Origin of the sequence: Neorhizobium sp. T7_12 (assembly GCF_002968535.1) — a bacterium.
GTDB lineage: Bacteria > Pseudomonadota > Alphaproteobacteria > Rhizobiales > Rhizobiaceae > Neorhizobium > Neorhizobium tomejilense.
This window is the reverse complement of record NZ_PVBK01000016.1, coordinates 82,520-97,284: the sequence shown is the minus strand read 5'-3', so window position 1 is coordinate 97,284 and position 14,765 is coordinate 82,520. Positions and strand designations below refer to the sequence as shown.

The window sequence follows — 14,765 nt, the reverse complement described above, 5'->3', positions numbered from 1 at the left end:
CTCTTTCCCCGCCAGATTGCGGCAATCACTGCAGCTGTGGTTTCCTCAAGAAATCATTCCGATCTGCCGACTTCACTCTGAGCCAGGCTTCCCTTCCATCACGCAGGATCCGCATCGGGATTTCGGCACCCGGAGGCCCGCTGTCCCAGATCTTGCGATAGAAGTCCGCGAGCCCGTCGACCTCGCCGTCGCGGATTTCCGAAATCACGTCGCCGCGCTTGAGGCCCGCCTTTGCAGCCGGACCGTTTTCGGTGACGCTCATGACCACCACTTCGCCATTGCTTTCCGCCGACATGGCGCCGAGCCAGGGGCGTGGCGGGCGGTTGAATTCGCCGCGATTGAGGAGATCGTCGAGGATAGGCTTCAGAAGGTTGACCGGCACGACCATGTTGATGTCGGCGATCTCGCCGCCGCGGCTCATCTGCAGGCGCAGCGATCCGACCCCTAGCAGCTTGCCTTCCGTATCGATCAGCGCCGCTCCGCCCCAGGAGGGGTGGGCAGGTGCGATGAAGATCGCCTCATCCAGCAGATATTCCCAATATCCGGCGAATTCCTGCTTGGCGACGATATTGCTACGCACATACTCTCCTTCGCCATCGGCGAAGATGACCGGATCGCCGAGCGTCGCGGTAGCGGAATCGCCGATCTGAAGCGCCGGCAGATCCAGCGGCGCCATGGCCTGCACGAGGCCGAAGCCGCTTTCCTGATCATAGGCCAGCGCATGGGCCGGCACGACGCGGCCGTCCTGGCGTGTCAGCCAGACGTCTTCTGCTTCGGTGATCAGGTAACCGATCGTCAGCACCAATCCGTTTTCGCGGATCACCACGCCGCTACCTTCCCGGCGGGTGCCGAGAGTATTGGCCGTAAAGGCGTTGTCCGGGATGGAAGCACGCACGGCCACGACCGACCGCAAACTTTTCTCGAGATCCATGATGCAAATCCTGATGAGGCAATACGCGGTCCGGAACCCCGCAAGGGTCTGCAAAGGCCAACCATACCGTCCCTTTAAGGTATGAATGTGGACGGCGTGGAGCAAGAGGCCGGAGAGAACTCATGCTTGCAAAAGTGTCTACCTCATGGGGTCCCCTCCCCGTTTCCGGGAAGGGGAAGCGCGGAATGCTCAGCCTGCCGGCGTCAGCGTCACCGACGTGCCGGTTGCAGCGACGTTGAGGCCGAGCTGGCCGGTAACGCTCACCGTCTGCAGGTGGATTGAACCGGCGGTGCCGCCGACGAGGACATTGGCGCCGATGCCGGCACCGACGGTGGCCTCGGCGGTCGCGCCCTGGTAGAGGCCGCCGAGCGAACCGTGGTGATAACCGGCGGTCGGAGCGAAGACGGCCCAGATCAGCCGCGAGCGGGTCGTGAAGCCGAGATCGACGCCCATCTTGCGCACCACGCCGGTATAACGGTCGAGCGGCTCGCTGCCGATCGCCGTCGTAAAGACGCAATCGGCTTCCTTGGCGGAACCAAGCACGTAACCGACGCCGCCGCCGATCGAGCAATCGAGATAACCGATGCGAACACCGCCGCGCTGGTCCTGTTCTTCATAAACCGGGACACGATCCCGGCGGGCAATCACATCGGCGGAAAAGGCGGCTCCGGCGCTGGTTACGACCGGCAAAGCGGCGAGCGCCGCGGCAACAATCTTCTTCATCCCTGTACTCCTTTAATTATTCAGCCGCCCTTGTTGAGACTCATCCGAGCGGGTTTGGTAGCGTTGGGAAACGCATGTGGCGGAAGAATGATCCCACGTCGTTGCACACGAATTATCACCGAATTGTTCCAAGCGTGAGTTGGCTCCATCCCGCCGCCCCCTGCGTCCGCGTTTCGCGGAATTGGCCGGGAAGAGAAACAGGGGCATCGGCGACCTTCCGGAACCGCGGCCATCCAGGCACGTTCCTGTCGATCTTTCGAGGAGACCGGCATGGACAAGGACAGGAAACTGGAATGGCTGGCGAGGTCCGGGTATGCGGCCAGGGGGATCGTATATCTCCTGATCGCCGGCATGGCGTCGCTCTCGACCCTCGGCGGTGGAGAGCCGGATTCCAATTCCGCCCTGCAGATCGTATTGGAACAGCCTTTCGGCCAGATCTGGCTCGGCTTGATCGGCATAGGCCTGATCGGCTTCATCCTCTGGCGAGTGGCGCAATCGATCCTCAACACCGACCGGCATCAGCACAATGCGAAAGGGTATCTGGTCAGGGCGGGTCTTCTCGTCAGCGCCGCGACCTATACCGGTCTCGCCTTTTACGCGGTCGGGCAGGCCCTGCATCTCGGCTTCGGCGCAGGATCGTCCGGAGCCCGCGAAAGCTGGACCGCGTGGCTGATGCAGCAGCCGTTCGGTCGCTATCTTGTCGCAGGCGTCGGCCTTGCGATCATCGGTGCCGGCTGCGCCCAGGTGGCCAAGGGCATCAAACGCGGGTATCTTCGCTTTTTCGAAAGCGGATTCGAGCAGCGAGCCGTCCTCAATGGCATCTGCGCCTACGGCCTTCTGGCGCGCGGCGTCATATTCCTCATTATCGGCGGGTTCTTCATCTATGCGGCCTTCGCTGTCGATCCGAACCAGGCCGGCGGCCTGGCGGATGCGCTCGCATGGGTGCGCCAGCTTCCATTCGGGGCTATTCTCTATGGATTGGCGGCCATCGGGCTTTTCGCGTTCGGCCTCTACGGATTGATCGAGGCCCGGTACAGGATCGTGCAGCCGCCTTCGATGGATCGGCCGCTCCGCGCGATGCGGTCGGCCGTGAACTGAAATTGAGCAAGGAGTTTGGATGGCATTCCATCAGCGCGTGACACGCAGAGTGGTCGAAAGGGTCATGACGTTCGAGCCGATCGGCCTGATGATGATCGCCTTTCTGGCAGGCGGGCTTTTCGTCTTCTTCCGGTTGACCGACGAAGTTCTGGAAGGCGAGACCCATGCCTTCGACGAAAAGATCCTTCTCGCCCTGCGCAATGCCGCAGATCTTGCGACGCCGCTCGGGCCCTATTGGCTCAATCATGCCATGGGAGACATCACGGCGCTCGGCGGGGTTACCGTGCTGACCCTGATGACCGTGATGGGAACGGCCTTCCTCCTGCTGTCGCGGCAAAGGGCGATCGCGCTCTTCATGTTCCTGTCGATCGCCGGCGGCTGGCTTTTGAGTTCGCTGCTGAAGCTCGGCGTGGCACGACCGAGGCCGGATATCGTGCCGCATCTGGTCGAAGTCGGCGATCTCAGTTTTCCAAGCGGCCATGCGATGCTGTCGGCCGTTACCTACCTGACGCTCGGAGCGCTGCTGTCTCGCGCCCAGCCCTACCGCTCGACGCGGATCTTCCTGATCAGTGCGGCGATCTTCCTGACATTCATCATCGGTTTCAGCCGTGTCTATCTCGGCGTCCACTACCCGACCGACGTCCTCGGCGGCTGGTGCGCCGGCGCAACCTGGGCACTGGCGTGCTGGATGATCGCAAGACGCTATATTTCGGCGGCGCCGGAGTAATCCGGCAAGTTGGACACCTTTGGGAGGAGCTTCTGGCATGAGCACATCCGTGCTTTTCTGGCGTCGGACCGATATTGAAGGATTTGAAAGGCTGGAACTTTCGGTCGAACCGGACGTCGTCACCGCGACATCGACGGTCATCTGCCTCGAAGCCGGCGGCTTTCGCCTCGATCATCGCTGGCGGCTCGATCCGGGCTGGCGCGCTCAATCGGTCACGGTCGAACGGTGGAATGCGCAAGGCCACGGTCTGCTGCACCTGGAACGCGTCGGCAAAGGCTGGCGGGTGAACGACATGGCCCGTCCGGATCTCGATGGCGCGGAGGAGCCGGACCTGTCGGTCACTCCATTCTGCAACACGTTTCCGATCCGCAAGACCGCTGAGGAAAAGGGAGCCAGCCTGACTTTGGATACGGCATTCATCGATGGTCCAGCGCTCACGGTGGCGCGGTCGAGCCAGCGCTACGACCGCCAGGGTCCGGGCCGGGTGCGCTACGTCGATCTCGGCCTTTCGGCAGGTTTCGAAGCGGACCTTGTCGTCGACGGCGACGGGCTGGTTTTATCCTACGAACACCTGTTCGAACGGGTGACGCCGGGGTGATTTCGGCAATCCCTCACGGGTCGATATACCCGACCGCCCGGACCCGCACCTCGCGGGTGCCGGGATCCTGAGAAAACAGGATGGCGCCGGAGGATTTGGATTCCGCCGGCACGTAGTCGAAGGTGATGTCTGCGTCCTCGACGATGTTGCCGCCATCCAGAATCTCGCCTCGTACGGTAACGGCAGCAGCCGTCGCCGTCGCCTTGTTGGCGATATCGAAGGCGACACGATAGCCGCCTTCGGACTGGCGCCTCTCGGTGATGGCGATTGAGAATTCCGGTTGCATGTCGTCATGCGTCCATGCCTGGTAGGCGACGCAAGCGATGGTGGCGACAACGACGAGCGCCGAAACCATGCCGGTCGCCCATTCGATCCAGTGCGGCTCCTTGAGTTCGGTGTGGCGTTTGTTGGCGGTGGTCGTCATCGAGGGTCACTCGTTACAGGATGAGGCGGGCGGCGGCAGCCCCGATTGCGCCGGGGAAGCTCAGGACGATGGCCGACATCAGCATCTGCGTCGGCGCCGTATCGTCGAGCCGGCCGAAGGTCCACAGCACGTAGAAGCTGATCAGCATGGCGACCAAGTAGCCTGGCAGAGTGAAGCGGAAGAAGGCGTGCCACCAGGGCGTTTCCTTCGAAATTTCATGGGTGCCCTTGAAGGCGACCGCATAGACGAACCCGTGCATGATGGCGATCGATAGGCCGATGGTGACGAGCGCGTGCCAGGGCGTCATCTTGTAGGCGATCAGGATGATTTCTTCCGTCGGCGCGACGTTGAGGTTGAGAAAGAGGGCGCCGACCGCCATCAGGAACAGTTCGCGGCTGTAGCTGGTGGAAATTTCGTCGGGCACTGCGCCACCGCCTTGCTCCTCGTCCTCCTCCCCATCGTCCTCGTGTTCATCATTCCCCGACTGTCCGCCGAGCTGGGAGCGGCCGAGCAGCGCGCCTATGCTTGCCGGCACGGACTGTATGGCGATCTTGCCGAGCATTTCGGAGGGCGGCATGTGGGGCTTGATATCCCCGAGCATGATGAGAACCGCCGCACCTATGACGATGCCGAGGCCATAGGCGATGGTGGCGTCGCGGCAGGCTTCCGCCAGGGTGGAGGTGCGCTCGAAACCGATCCGGTGGGCGAGCAATATGAGAAGCGGAATATTGACGATCAGCAGCAGCAACAGGCGCCAGCGTTCGATGTAGAAGCCGAGCTGCCAGAGCTCCATTGTCATCAGCATCGGGATACCGAACAGCATGGCGCCGGCCGCGCCACGTCCGAGACCGATCAGAAAACTTCGGCTTCCGCCCGCGTCATTGCCCCGTTCCGCCCTGGCCCCGTTCAATGCCGGCTCCCTCCCGTCTTGCGATAAGCGGAAGGAAACTCTGAAATCGGATGAAATGTTCCACCCGGACGAGAACCCGGGGGCAAGGCATCACCGATCGAACAGATCCTGCCATTGCTTCTCGCCGACCAGACAGTCGCTGGAGGGCTGGTTGCCCGCCACCTTCTGTACGGTTGCCGGCGGCGTGAGCCCGCTGATCTCCAGGACCAGCTTGCGGCGCACGGCGACGGCGAAATCCTCGATCTTGTGAACCGGCAGCACGAAGGAGCCGGGTCCGCCGATGACGCAGTCGCCATAATATTTGTCGAGCCCGCCCGGTGCGCCGGAGGGCCTCAGCATGATCGCCAGCCCGTTGATGATGATGCCGGCTTCCAGGGCCTTGCCACGGACTGGCACGACCGGATTGCCGGAATTGTTCGGCCCGTCGCCGGAAATGTCGATCACCTGACGCGTGCCACGATACGAATTGGCGACGATCATCGTTGCGCCTTGGGTGATTGCGGCGGAAATCGAAGTGCGGCGCTGGGTATTGATGGGCCGGGCCTCGAGCTTGGCGGCAAAATTAATCGCATCCTGCTCGTTTTCGATGATTGTCCAATCGATGATTGAATCCGGCACCACGTCACCGGCCCATTCGAAATAGCTGATGGCGATGCGGCCGTTCAGCCCCGTCTTCACCGCCGCGATGAATTCCTTGTGCTTGAGCGCCTCGAGATATCCCTCGCGCTGGACGCGGACTTCCTCGTAGTCCATGGAGCGGGACGTATCGACCGCGAGGACCAGTTCCACATCGACTTCGCCTCCCTTTTGCTGCGCGACCATGGGGGCGGTGGCAGCGGCGGAAAGGCTCATGAGCATCGCGAGTGTTGTAAGCATTGCCAATCCAATCACTGCGTTATCGATTTCTTAAAACTGTAACACAGAGGCGACCGAGGGCGACTCTCCTCCGCGAGCCTGCCTTCAACTTTCGGTGATGGGACTTTATTCCGTGGGCACCCCGCGTAATCTGCCACGGAGATGCTGCTGCTTCGGCCTTGGTCTGGAGCTGCCCCTATCAACTGGTATCTGGACGGGATCAGGCGATGACGAGGTTAAACGGCAAATGTTATTGCGGCGCAGTCGCCTATGAAGTGGAAGACGCTTTCGTTTATGCCGCCAATTGCCATTGCTCCGATTGCCGCCGCACCACCGGCTCGGCTTTCAAGCCCTTCGCGGGCATCGAGCGGCAGAAGTTTGCCATGGTGAAAGGCGACGACGGTTTGCTGATCTTCGGCGACGTCGATACCCACAACGCCCATTGCAGGGCCTGTGGTTCGCTTCTCTACTCGCTGGTGCGGGAGGCTGCCTGGGTGCATGTGGCAATGGGCACGCTGGTCGACGCCCCGACAATCCGGCCGACGCACCATATCTTCGTCGCGTCCAAGGCGCCGTGGCACGAGATCACCGACGACCTGCCGCAATATCGCGGCCATAGAGAATAGCTATTCCCGACCGGCCAGCGCGGACCCGCTCCAACGGAGCCGCTATTCGGGTAGCGCAAACTCGTGTCAACTTGGGGGACAGGGCTATTTCCGATGGCCGCTGTTGACTTCGCAGCGCGCATATCGACAGAGTGGCGCAAAGAAGGAAACCCCATGTCCAGGTCAGAAAAATTCATCGTGCTGCCGTTCAAGAAAGTCCGGGGCAACGTGACGCCTGGCGAGATGCGCGTAGCCTCGAACGCCGCTTCGGCCGAGAAGATCGCCCGCGCCATGGCCGACCGCTTCGTCGGGGTCGCGGCCTATTCGGTTCAGGTCGACATGGAAAGCGGCGACATGTCCGATCCGCGTATCCTCTGGCAATCGGGCGAAATCGCCGATATCGCTGCCTAGCCCCCGAGCCGGCTGCTTCTTTCACAGGCGACGCGGGTTCGATCCGGTTATTTCTTGAGGATCACCCACAGCGCATGCACGATGCCGGGCAGCCAGCCGCAGAGAGTGAGCAGGATGTTCAGCCAGAAATGCAGGCCGAGCCCCACCTGCAGGAAAACCCCGAGCGGTGGCAGGATGAAGGCGAGCAGAATGCGGATGATATCCAACGGGCGTTCTCCGGGTTGATCGGTTCGGCCGGTAACGCGCTGGATGGGATATGGTTTCAGAAGACGCTCATCTCAGCAGCGTCTTTGCGATGATCTCCAGCTGAATCTCGTTGCTGCCGCCGAAAATGCTCTGGGAGCGGGAATTGAAATAGACGGCGGAGGCAACCTTGCGCTCCTCGTCGATCTCACTTTCCTCCGGCAACTCGTGCAGCGGCCGATGCTCTTCAAAGCGTAACGCATTTGGGCCAAGGATCGAGGCCGCGAGTTCGGCGATCGACTGGCGGATGCGGCTGCGCTCGATCTTCATCGTCGAAGACGGCACCGACCCCGGATTGCCGCCGGCCTGCACCTTGGACATGGCGGAAAGCTCCAGCATGTCGTTGGCGTCCACATCCGTGGCGATCTCGGCAAGGCGTGCCATGAACAGCGGATCGTCGATCATCGTTCGCCCGTCCGGCAGTGGCTCGGAAGCGAGCCGGTGCAGGCGCGTCAGCATGGCCCGCAAGACTCCGCCGGCGAAGGCGCCGCCCCGCTCGAATTCGAGCAGGTATTTTGCGATGTCCCAGCCCTCGCCTTCCTCGCCGATGCGGTCGGAGACCGGCACTTTCACGTCGTCGAAGAAGACCTGGTTGAATTCATGCGTGCCGCAGATCGAGCGGATCGGCCGGATGGTGACACCGGGCGATTTCAGGTCGATCAGGATGAAGGTGATGCCTTCCTGTTTCTTGCCCGTGTCGGCGGTGCGTACCAGCGCGAACATCCGCGTGGCATGATGCGCCAGCGTCGACCAGATCTTTGAGCCGTTGACGATGTAGTGGTCGCCGTCGAGCACCGCCCTGGTCTTCAGCGAGGCAAGGTCGGAGCCGGAGCCGGGTTCGGAATAGCCCTGCGCCCAGAGATCCTCGCCACTCAGGATGCGCGGCAGGTAGAAGTTTTTCTGCTCGTCGTTGCCGTAGCGCATGATGACCGGCGCGATCATCTTGATTGAGGCGCCGCGGAAATGCGGCTCGCCGGCGCGTTCGCATTCCTGGTCGAGAATGTAGCGCTCGGCGAGCGACCAGCCGGTGCCGCCATATTGCTTCGGCCAGGATGGGGCGGCCCAGCCCTTGTCGTTGAGCTTCGCCTGCCATTCGAGGCCGATAGCGGGGTCGGCAAGGAAGCTGGGGTTCAGCCGCTCTGCGCGCTTCAGGCCCTCGTCCAGATGAGTGTCCAAGAAAGTCCGAACCTCGTCGCGGAACCGAACCTCTTCTTCCGTCATCAACAGATCCATGGAACTCTCCTCAGACGGGTTCGCGCAGCAGGCTGCCGGAGAGCATGGCAGGATCGCGGATGATCTCGCCATAGCGCTTCAGGTGGTCCGCAGTGGTGCCAAAGGTGTTCTCGATCGCATAAAGCCGGCGGAACCAGGCGCCGATCGGCATCTCTTCCGAAAAGCCCATCGCGCCATGCAACTGGATCGCCTCCTGTGCGACGGAGCGGGAGACCTTGCCGATCTTGGCACGGGCGCCGGAAACGCTGCGAATACGCATCGGGCGCGGCGCATCGACGGAAAGCGTGGCGAGCAATGCGGAGCCGCGGGCCTCCTGGCATTTCACCGCCATCTCGGCCATGCGGTGCTGAAGTGCCTGGAAGGCGGCGAGCGGCCTGCCGAACTGCACGCGCTCCTTGGTATAGGCAACGGTCGCGTCCAGCAGCGCATCCATGATGCCGACCGCTTCCGTAGCGAGCGCCGCATTGGCGCGGTCGTAAGCCGCTTCGAGTTCGGCGAGCGTATCGGCCTCAGCACTAAATAACGCCGACGCGGGTAGGGAGACGTTGTCGAGAACGAAATCGCTGGCGCGGCTGCCATCGACGAGTTTCACCTCGGTCCGCGTCAGGCCCGCAGCATCCGCAGGTACGGCGAACAATTTTACTGCCCCGTCAAGCTTGGCCGAGACCAGAAAGATATCCGCAAAGGCGCCGCCGTGAACCAGCCGCTTTTCGCCGGAGATAAGATAGCTCTCGCCGCTGCGGGTCGCGGTTGCGGCGATATTGCCGAGGTCGAAACCGGTCTGGCGCTCCGTATGCGCCAGCGCCGGGCGCGATGTGCCGGCAAACAGGCCGCCGAGAATCTCGGCTTTTTGATCTTCGGAACCAAGCTTTTCGACCAGCCCGCCGGCGAGAATGATAGATGCAAGATAAGGCTCCACCACCAAAGCGCGGCCGATCGCTTCCATGATCAGCGAGACTTCCACCGCGCCGCCACCAAGCCCACCATTCTCTTCGGCAAACGGCAGCGCCAACCAGCCGAGATCGGCCATCTCGGACCAGATGCCGGCATCGAAACCGGTCTCCGAGGCGATGATTTTGTTGCGCTTCTCGAAGTCGTAGCGATCCTTCAGGAACCGCTCGGCGCTTTCCTTCAACAGAAGCTGCTCGTCCGAATAGTTCAGGTCCATGATTGGGTCTCGCGTTTTTAGTCTTGGAGGCAGCGGGTGCCACCCCCTCACCCGGCCTCCGCTACGCTCGACCACCCTCTCCCCAAGGGGAGAGGAGGATCGGGGCGTTGCGGCAATCCCTCTTCTCCCCTCGGGGAGAAGGTGCCGGCAGGTGGATGAGGGAGTCTAGCAACGGTCTCCCCGGAAGGAGGTGTAGACTACTCCTCGCGCGTATACGCCCCATGCCCCGGACGGTAGGTCTTCGTGTCAAGAAACTGCGACAGTCCCTTTTCGCGTCCCTTTTCAGGGTCGACGAACGTCGTCTGATCGGCCTTGGCGGTCAGGTATTCCGCCGACTCCTCCCAGGTCATCTCGCGCACATACTTGTAGGCCATGCGGGCCTGGCGGAGCACGGTCGGGTTCTTTTCGAGGAGCACGCGGGCGATCTCGACGGTGCGCTCGCGAAGCTTGTCGGCCGGCACCGCCTCGTTTACCAGGCCGAGCTGTTCGGCCATCTTGCCGCCGAACTTTTCGCCGGTCATGACGTAATACATCGCCTTGCGGTCGTTCATCAGCGTCGAGATCGCCTTGGAGACGACGCCGCCGGGGATGACGCCCCAGTTGATTTCCGACAGGCCGAACACCGCATCTTCGGAGGCGATCGCAAGGTCACAGCAGATCAATGGCGTGAAGGCCCCGCCAAAACACCAGCCGTTGACCATGGCGATAGTGGGCTTGGCGTAGTGCATCAGCAGGCGCCATTGCCATGCACGGGTCGAGCGATAGGCGCGCATGCGCTTGACGTCGGAAACGCCGTCGGTGGCGCGGAAGAAGTCCTTGAGGTCCATGCCGGCGGAGAAGGCTTCGCCCTCGCCGGTCAGGATGATCACGCCGGCGCGGTCGTCGATTTCAAGCGCGTCGAGCACCCGGATCATGTCTTCGGCAAGGCCGACGCTCATGGCGTTGCGCTTGTCCGGGCGGTTCAGTTTCACCCAGGCAATGCCGTCCTCGAATTCAACCTTGACGTTCTCTCCGCCCAGATCGCTTGCTTCTATGGTCATCATATTCTCCTAAAGATCCCGGAGCCTTACGACAGGCTGGTCATTTTGGTGACGAGATAGGCGTCCATGCCCTCGGTGCCGCCTTCGGAGCCATAACCGCTCTGCTTGACGCCGCCGAACGGCGTTTCGGCCATCGAGATGAAGTTGTTGTTGATGCCGACCATGCCGGCCTCGATCGCGTCGCTGACCATCGCGGCGGTCTGGCTCGAGCGGGTGAAGGCATAGGAGGCAAGGCCGTAGGGCAGCCGGTTGGCCTGTTCGATCACCTCGTCGAAGGAGGTGAAGCGGGCGGTGACGGCGACAGGGCCGAAGGGCTCGTCATTCATGATGATCGCGTCCTGCGGCACGTCGGCCAGCACGGTCGGCTGGAAGAAATAGCCGCGATTGCTGCCGCGCTCGCCGCCGGCTTTCACCTTGGCGCCGCGCTGCACGGCATCGGCGACCATGCGCTCCATTGCCGGCACGCGGCGGCTGTTGGCGAGCGGCCCCATCTGGCTCGACGGGTCGAGGCCGTCGCCGACCTTCAGGGCCGAGGCCGCCTTGGCAAAGCCGTCGACGAACTTGTCGTGGACGCTGTCATGGACGTAGAACCGGGTCGGTGAGATGCAGACCTGACCGGCATTGCGGTATTTCGCGTGCACCATGACGCGGATGGCGTGGTCGATATCGGCATCCTCGAAGATCAGCACGGGCGCATGGCCGCCGAGTTCCATCGTGGCACGCTTGACGCCGGCTTTCGCGGCGAGGACTGCGAGATGCTGGCCGACGGCGGTCGAGCCGGTGAAGGTGATCTTGCGGATGCCGTCCGAAGCGATCAGGTGTTCGGAGACCTCCGCCGGCTTGCCGTGCACGACGTTCAGCACGCCGTTCGGCAAGCCGGCATCCTGCAGCGCGCGGGCGATCTCGAGCACGGTCGAGGGTGTTTCTTCCGAGGGCTTGATGACCATGGTGCAGCCGGTGGCGAGCGCGGCCGAAATTTTTCGCGCCGGGATGACGCCCGGAAAATTCCAGGGCGTGAAGCCGGCGACCGGGCCGACTGGCTCTCTCGTGACCATCCAGCGGGCGCCGGGCACGCGCGACGGCACGATGCGGCCATAAGTGCGGCGGCCCTCGTCGGCGGTCCAGTCGAGAATGTCGGCCGAGATATGGACTTCCGGGATCGCCTCGGCGAGCGGCTTGCCCTGGTCGAGCACCATGCGCCGGCCGATTTCATTGGCCCGTTCGCGCAGGATGTCGGCTGCCTTGCGGATGATCTTGGCGCGGTCGAAGGCGGTCGTTGCCTTCCAGGCCTTGAATTCACGGGTGGCGGCTGCCACGGCTCGCTCGAGGTCCGCCGCGGTTGCATGCGGCAGGGCGCCGATCGGCTCGCCGGTTGCCGGATTGATGACGTCTTCCGTCATCCGGCCTTCCGCGCCGAGCCACTCGCCATCCACAAACAGCTTCAATTCACCATAGGATTGGGTCTGCATCACGGTTTCCTCCCTCGTGACTGCCAAAATAAAATAGTGGGCGTAGCACCCCCTCACCCGGCCTCCGCTTCGCTCGGCCACCCTCTCCCCGCTGGGGAGAGGAGGATCTGAGACATTGCGGCAATTCACCTTCTCCCCTCGGGGAGAAGGTGCCGGCAGGCGGATGAGGGGGAAATCCCCCAATCCTCACTGCACGAATAGCGCGTCGAGAGCCAAAGCCCCGTCCCCCTCGCCATAGACAACGAGCGGGTTGATATCGACCTCGACGATCTGAGGCTGTGAGCGCATCAGCGCGCCGAGCTTGACGACCACGTCGGCGATCGCCTCGACATCGCGCGCCGGCTGGCCACGGAAGGCGCCCAGCAGCTTCGAAGCCTTCAGCTTGCGGATTTCGGCGATCGCCCGCTCGCGGCTGATATCGGCCGGCAGCAGGCGGGCATCGGCGAGAGCCTCGATCCAGACGCCGCCGAGGCCGACCAGTACGACCGGACCCCATTGCGGATCGCGCTTGGCGCCGACCACCATTTCGAGGCCTTGGCGCGCCATGCCCTCGATCAGCACGCCGTCGAGCTCAAGGCCCGGCTTGTGCCTGGCAATGCTGGCATACATCTTTTCATGCGCCGCCCGCAGCGCCGGCTCGTCGGCGATATTGACGATGACGCCGCCGACATCGCTCTTGTGGGCGAGTTCGGCCGCCTGCGCCTTCATGACCACCGGATAACCGACATCGGCTGCGATCGTCGCGGCTTCGTCGGCGGATCTGGCCAAAGCGCCCTTCGGGATGTGGATGCCGAGATCGGCAAGGATCCGCTTGCCTTCATACTCGACCACGAGGCCGGACGGTGGCAGTTTGGCGATCCGTTCGCCTTCCGGCGCGCGGTCCTTGGTGGCGGCGAGCGCGGCCGCATAGTTCATCACCACTGCCATGGCGCGCATGGCGCGTTCCGGCGAGCGGAAGAACGGAATGCCGCTGTCGCGCACGGCCTTCATGAAGGTCGGGTCGAGCGGGTAGTCGTCGCCGACAATGTTGAGGATGACGGGCTTCGTCGCGGTCGCGGCGACCGGGATGATGGCATCCGACTTCTTGATCTGCATCGGCGGCGAGCCGCCTGCATGCGACAGGAAGACGATGCCCACATTCGGATCCTTCAGCATGGATGCCGTGGACGTGCCGAAAATACCTGGATTGGAGAAGCCGGTCGTGCCGATGTCGAACGGGTTGTCGACATGGACGTAAGGCGGCACTTGCGTTGCAAGCTCGGCATGCACCTCGTCCGACAGCGTCGCGATCGGCAGGCCGACGCGTTCGCAAAAATCGAAGCAGAGGCCGCGGATGGCGCCGGAATTGGTGACGATGCCCGCCTCGCCCGGCGGCGGCGACGGATAGCGCGCCAGGATCGCGGTGACGTCGAACAGCTCGTCGGTCGTCTCGACCAGCGCGACGGCCTCGTTGCGCACGGCCGTCTGCATCAGCGCATGGTCGCCGGCAAGCGCGCCGGTATGCGATTGCGCCGCCTGCTTGCCGCGCTCGCTGGAGCCCGGATGCAGCATGACGATCGGCTTGCCGAGCTCGCGGGCGCGCCGCGCCACGGCGAGGAACTTTTGGGGGTTCTTGACCTGTTCGACATAGACCGCGACGACGGCGTTGTCCTTGTCCTCGATCAGCCAGCCGACCAGGTCCTCGGCGGCGATCACGGCCTCGTTGCCGGTGGCGATGACGTAGGAGACCGCGATTTCCCGCGAATGCATGGCGAAGCGGATATTGGCCGCCGTCGCGCCGCTCTGGGCGACGATGGCGACGCGCGAGCGCTCGCCGACGCCGCGCAGGTCGACCGGCTCGAAAGTCAGCGGAATGCCGTCGACATAATTGGTATAGCCCATGCAGTTCGGTCCGAGCATCGCCATGCCCGCCTTGCGGCAGATTTCGGCAAGCTCGTCCTGCTGTCGGCGGCCCTCCTCGCCGGCTTCGGCGAAACCGGAAGAATAGACGATGACGCCCGCCACATCCCGCTCGACGCAGGCAAGAACCGAGTCCTTGATCGCCACCTGCGGCACGATGAGGATCACCACATCGACGCCCTTTGGCAGGTCGGCGATGGCCTTCACGCAGGCGCGGCCATTGATCTCATCGCGCGAACGGCTGACGAGATGCAGATCGCCTGCATATTTGAAGAGTTCGAGATTGGCGAGCACGCCGCCGCCGATCGAAGCGGGATCCGGCGACGCGCCCACGATCGCGATCGATCGTGGGCGCAGCAGACGGTCGAGATCGAACGGCTTGGCCGGATCGAGCGTCTTGGGAGCTGTGGTCATCGTATCAGCCATGGGAG

The 14,765-nt window shown here is 63.0% G+C and carries 16 protein-coding genes; 5 read left to right on the top strand and 11 right to left on the bottom strand.

Annotated elements, in window-relative coordinates; all coding sequences use genetic code 11:
- Positions 1 to 25: 25 nt before the first annotated feature.
- Both C5J26_RS25530 and C5J26_RS25525 read right to left on the bottom strand, forming a co-directional pair.
- Positions 26 to 931, bottom strand: coding sequence for a S1C family serine protease (locus C5J26_RS25530; RefSeq protein ID WP_105404325.1), 906 nt, complete (start codon positions 929 to 931; stop codon positions 26 to 28).
- 189 nt (positions 932 to 1,120) lie between these two features.
- On the bottom strand, positions 1,121 to 1,654 hold the full coding sequence (locus C5J26_RS25525; protein WP_105404324.1) for a DUF992 domain-containing protein: 534 nt from the start codon (positions 1,652 to 1,654) through the stop codon (positions 1,121 to 1,123).
- Positions 1,655 to 1,924: 270 nt separating this feature from the next.
- On the opposite strand from C5J26_RS25525, the gene C5J26_RS25520 reads away from it, so the two are divergent.
- The 3 genes from C5J26_RS25520 to C5J26_RS25510 are packed head-to-tail and all read left to right on the top strand — an operon-like array spanning position 1,925 to position 4,077.
- Positions 1,925 to 2,752 (top strand): DUF1206 domain-containing protein, encoded by an 828-nt coding sequence (locus C5J26_RS25520; protein ID WP_105404323.1) that lies wholly within the window; start codon positions 1,925 to 1,927, stop codon positions 2,750 to 2,752.
- A gap of 19 nt (positions 2,753 to 2,771) precedes the next feature.
- A complete protein-coding gene (locus C5J26_RS25515) occupies positions 2,772 to 3,479 on the top strand; it encodes a phosphatase PAP2 family protein (RefSeq protein WP_105404322.1) in 708 nt (235 codons plus the stop codon).
- Positions 3,480 to 3,516: 37 nt separating this feature from the next.
- On the top strand, positions 3,517 to 4,077 hold the full coding sequence (locus C5J26_RS25510; RefSeq protein WP_105404321.1) for a putative glycolipid-binding domain-containing protein: 561 nt from the start codon (positions 3,517 to 3,519) through the stop codon (positions 4,075 to 4,077).
- 13 nt (positions 4,078 to 4,090) lie between these two features.
- Here the strand turns inward: C5J26_RS25510 and C5J26_RS25505 are convergent, their stop codons facing one another.
- From C5J26_RS25505 to C5J26_RS25495, 3 genes are all read right to left on the bottom strand, one after another.
- The gene (locus C5J26_RS25505; protein WP_105404320.1) at positions 4,091 to 4,501 is read right to left on the bottom strand and encodes a TIGR02588 family protein; all 411 of its coding nucleotides are present in this window, start codon (positions 4,499 to 4,501) and stop codon (positions 4,091 to 4,093) included.
- A gap of 13 nt (positions 4,502 to 4,514) precedes the next feature.
- Positions 4,515 to 5,324 carry a TIGR02587 family membrane protein gene (locus C5J26_RS25500; RefSeq protein ID WP_371681950.1) on the bottom strand — a complete coding sequence of 270 codons (810 nt, stop codon included), beginning with the start codon at positions 5,322 to 5,324 and terminating at the stop codon, positions 4,515 to 4,517.
- A gap of 177 nt (positions 5,325 to 5,501) precedes the next feature.
- Positions 5,502 to 6,287, bottom strand: coding sequence for a DUF1194 domain-containing protein (locus C5J26_RS25495; protein ID WP_105404318.1), 786 nt, complete (start codon positions 6,285 to 6,287; stop codon positions 5,502 to 5,504).
- Between the two features lie 206 nt (positions 6,288 to 6,493).
- On the opposite strand from C5J26_RS25495, the gene C5J26_RS25490 reads away from it, so the two are divergent.
- Both C5J26_RS25490 and C5J26_RS25485 read left to right on the top strand, forming a co-directional pair.
- Positions 6,494 to 6,892, top strand: a complete 399-nt coding sequence (locus C5J26_RS25490; protein WP_105404317.1) for a GFA family protein — start codon at positions 6,494 to 6,496, stop codon at positions 6,890 to 6,892.
- Between the two features lie 153 nt (positions 6,893 to 7,045).
- A complete protein-coding gene (locus C5J26_RS25485) occupies positions 7,046 to 7,282 on the top strand; it encodes a hypothetical protein (RefSeq protein ID WP_007771449.1) in 237 nt (78 codons plus the stop codon).
- Between the two features lie 47 nt (positions 7,283 to 7,329).
- Here C5J26_RS25485 and C5J26_RS25480 read toward each other — a convergent pair whose 3' ends face one another.
- From C5J26_RS25480 to C5J26_RS25455, 6 genes are all read right to left on the bottom strand, one after another.
- Positions 7,330 to 7,488 carry a YqaE/Pmp3 family membrane protein gene (locus tag C5J26_RS25480; RefSeq protein WP_046605997.1) on the bottom strand — a complete coding sequence of 53 codons (159 nt, stop codon included), beginning with the start codon at positions 7,486 to 7,488 and terminating at the stop codon, positions 7,330 to 7,332.
- 67 nt (positions 7,489 to 7,555) lie between these two features.
- A complete protein-coding gene (locus C5J26_RS25475) occupies positions 7,556 to 8,758 on the bottom strand; it encodes an acyl-CoA dehydrogenase family protein (protein ID WP_105404316.1) in 1,203 nt (400 codons plus the stop codon).
- A gap of 10 nt (positions 8,759 to 8,768) precedes the next feature.
- Entirely contained in the window at positions 8,769 to 9,926 is a 1,158-nt protein-coding gene (locus C5J26_RS25470; protein ID WP_105404315.1) for an acyl-CoA dehydrogenase family protein, read from the bottom strand.
- 197 nt (positions 9,927 to 10,123) lie between these two features.
- The gene (locus tag C5J26_RS25465) at positions 10,124 to 10,966 is read right to left on the bottom strand and encodes a p-hydroxycinnamoyl CoA hydratase/lyase (protein ID WP_105404314.1); all 843 of its coding nucleotides are present in this window, start codon (positions 10,964 to 10,966) and stop codon (positions 10,124 to 10,126) included.
- 26 nt (positions 10,967 to 10,992) lie between these two features.
- Positions 10,993 to 12,435: an NAD-dependent succinate-semialdehyde dehydrogenase gene (locus C5J26_RS25460; protein WP_105404313.1), complete on the bottom strand. Its 1,443-nt coding sequence runs from the start codon at positions 12,433 to 12,435 to the stop codon at positions 10,993 to 10,995.
- 186 nt (positions 12,436 to 12,621) lie between these two features.
- Complete coding sequence (locus C5J26_RS25455; protein ID WP_206051223.1) at positions 12,622 to 14,760, bottom strand: acetate--CoA ligase family protein; 2,139 nt, start codon at positions 14,758 to 14,760, stop codon at positions 12,622 to 12,624.
- Positions 14,761 to 14,765: the final 5 nt, after the last annotated feature.

Bases quoted from the DNA above. Each gene is read 5' to 3' on its own strand.
- C5J26_RS25530 (WP_105404325.1), bottom strand. From the start codon at position 931: ATGGATCTCGAGAAAAGTTTGCGGTCGGTCGTGGCCGTGCGTGCTTCC.
- C5J26_RS25525 (WP_105404324.1), bottom strand. From the start codon at position 1,654: ATGAAGAAGATTGTTGCCGCGGCGCTCGCCGCTTTGCCGGTCGTAACC.
- C5J26_RS25520 (WP_105404323.1), top strand. From the start codon at position 1,925: ATGGACAAGGACAGGAAACTGGAATGGCTGGCGAGGTCCGGGTATGCG.
- C5J26_RS25515 (WP_105404322.1), top strand. From the start codon at position 2,772: ATGGCATTCCATCAGCGCGTGACACGCAGAGTGGTCGAAAGGGTCATG.
- C5J26_RS25510 (WP_105404321.1), top strand. From the start codon at position 3,517: ATGAGCACATCCGTGCTTTTCTGGCGTCGGACCGATATTGAAGGATTT.
- C5J26_RS25505 (WP_105404320.1), bottom strand. From the start codon at position 4,501: ATGACGACCACCGCCAACAAACGCCACACCGAACTCAAGGAGCCGCAC.
- C5J26_RS25500 (WP_371681950.1), bottom strand. From the start codon at position 5,324: ATGCTGTTCGGTATCCCGATGCTGATGACAATGGAGCTCTGGCAGCTC.
- C5J26_RS25495 (WP_105404318.1), bottom strand. From the start codon at position 6,287: ATGCTTACAACACTCGCGATGCTCATGAGCCTTTCCGCCGCTGCCACC.
- C5J26_RS25490 (WP_105404317.1), top strand. From the start codon at position 6,494: ATGACGAGGTTAAACGGCAAATGTTATTGCGGCGCAGTCGCCTATGAA.
- C5J26_RS25485 (WP_007771449.1), top strand. From the start codon at position 7,046: ATGTCCAGGTCAGAAAAATTCATCGTGCTGCCGTTCAAGAAAGTCCGG.
- C5J26_RS25475 (WP_105404316.1), bottom strand. From the start codon at position 8,758: ATGGATCTGTTGATGACGGAAGAAGAGGTTCGGTTCCGCGACGAGGTT.
- C5J26_RS25470 (WP_105404315.1), bottom strand. From the start codon at position 9,926: ATGGACCTGAACTATTCGGACGAGCAGCTTCTGTTGAAGGAAAGCGCC.
- C5J26_RS25465 (WP_105404314.1), bottom strand. From the start codon at position 10,966: ATGACCATAGAAGCAAGCGATCTGGGCGGAGAGAACGTCAAGGTTGAA.
- C5J26_RS25460 (WP_105404313.1), bottom strand. From the start codon at position 12,435: ATGCAGACCCAATCCTATGGTGAATTGAAGCTGTTTGTGGATGGCGAG.
- C5J26_RS25455 (WP_206051223.1), bottom strand. From the start codon at position 14,760: ATGGCTGATACGATGACCACAGCTCCCAAGACGCTCGATCCGGCCAAG.